Origin of the sequence: Caldisericum sp. (assembly GCF_049967455.1) — a bacterium.
In the GTDB taxonomy this organism is placed as follows: Bacteria; Caldisericota; Caldisericia; order Caldisericales; family Caldisericaceae; genus Caldisericum; species Caldisericum exile_A.
Genome location: NZ_JBMFSR010000104.1, coordinates 1 through 729, shown reverse-complemented (window position 1 = coordinate 729; position 729 = coordinate 1). Strand labels below are relative to the sequence as shown.

General features: G+C 36.9%; 1 protein-coding gene. It reads left to right on the top strand.

The features are described from left to right. The coding region (locus tag ACP5SP_RS08040; RefSeq protein WP_428076560.1) for a class II aldolase/adducin family protein at positions 1-205 on the top strand (205 nt) is incomplete at its 5' end. Positions 206-729: the final 524 nt, after the last annotated feature.

Sequence of the window (729 nt, the reverse complement as noted above, 5' to 3'; positions counted from 1 at the left end):
TACGCCGGAATTAAAAGCCGGAAGAGATGTGTTCATCCTTCAAAATCACGGGGTAACCGTTATAGGAAAGAATATAAAGTCAGTTTATGAAAAACTGGAAACGCTTGATTTTGTTGCAAAGGTTGTACTCACACTTAAAATGGCGAATCTGAACGTTAATGAGATCAAAGAGAGTGATATTAAAGCATTTTTACTTAATTTATGAAGTCAAAAATTATAGAATGAATTCAATTTAGATTATACTTACCCCAAACCCAAAGACATGGTCTTTTAAAAACAGAGGAAGGTAGAGAAGGTCAGTTGCAGGATCAGATGCATTCAGACATTGCGGTTGAGATTAGATCTGAATACGTTCAAGATCTTTGAAAAGCAAATTTGGCTAAACAAATACGTTTTCTGTCATGAGTTTCTCCTTTCAGTCTTTTCAGGAAAGAAACATTAGATTCGAAAGTATAATGGCTAATCGCTTTTGAAATAAGTTTCAGGTTGAATCTATCGTAAGCACCGATGTTTGGGAAATAGAGCACATTTTTAAGATGGAACCATCTCGTGAGTGAAGAATTAAGAGTTTCAATTCTCGGCCTGAACTTGTAAAACTGTTTAAAATACGGATTGGTCTGGAAGGAAAGTCTGAAAAGGGAGAGTTCAGGTGAATGTTTCATCCAGAAGATACCGGAACAATCTTTTGGGCATAAAGCGTTTCGAGCGCATCGAAGCCTTTGTCGGCGG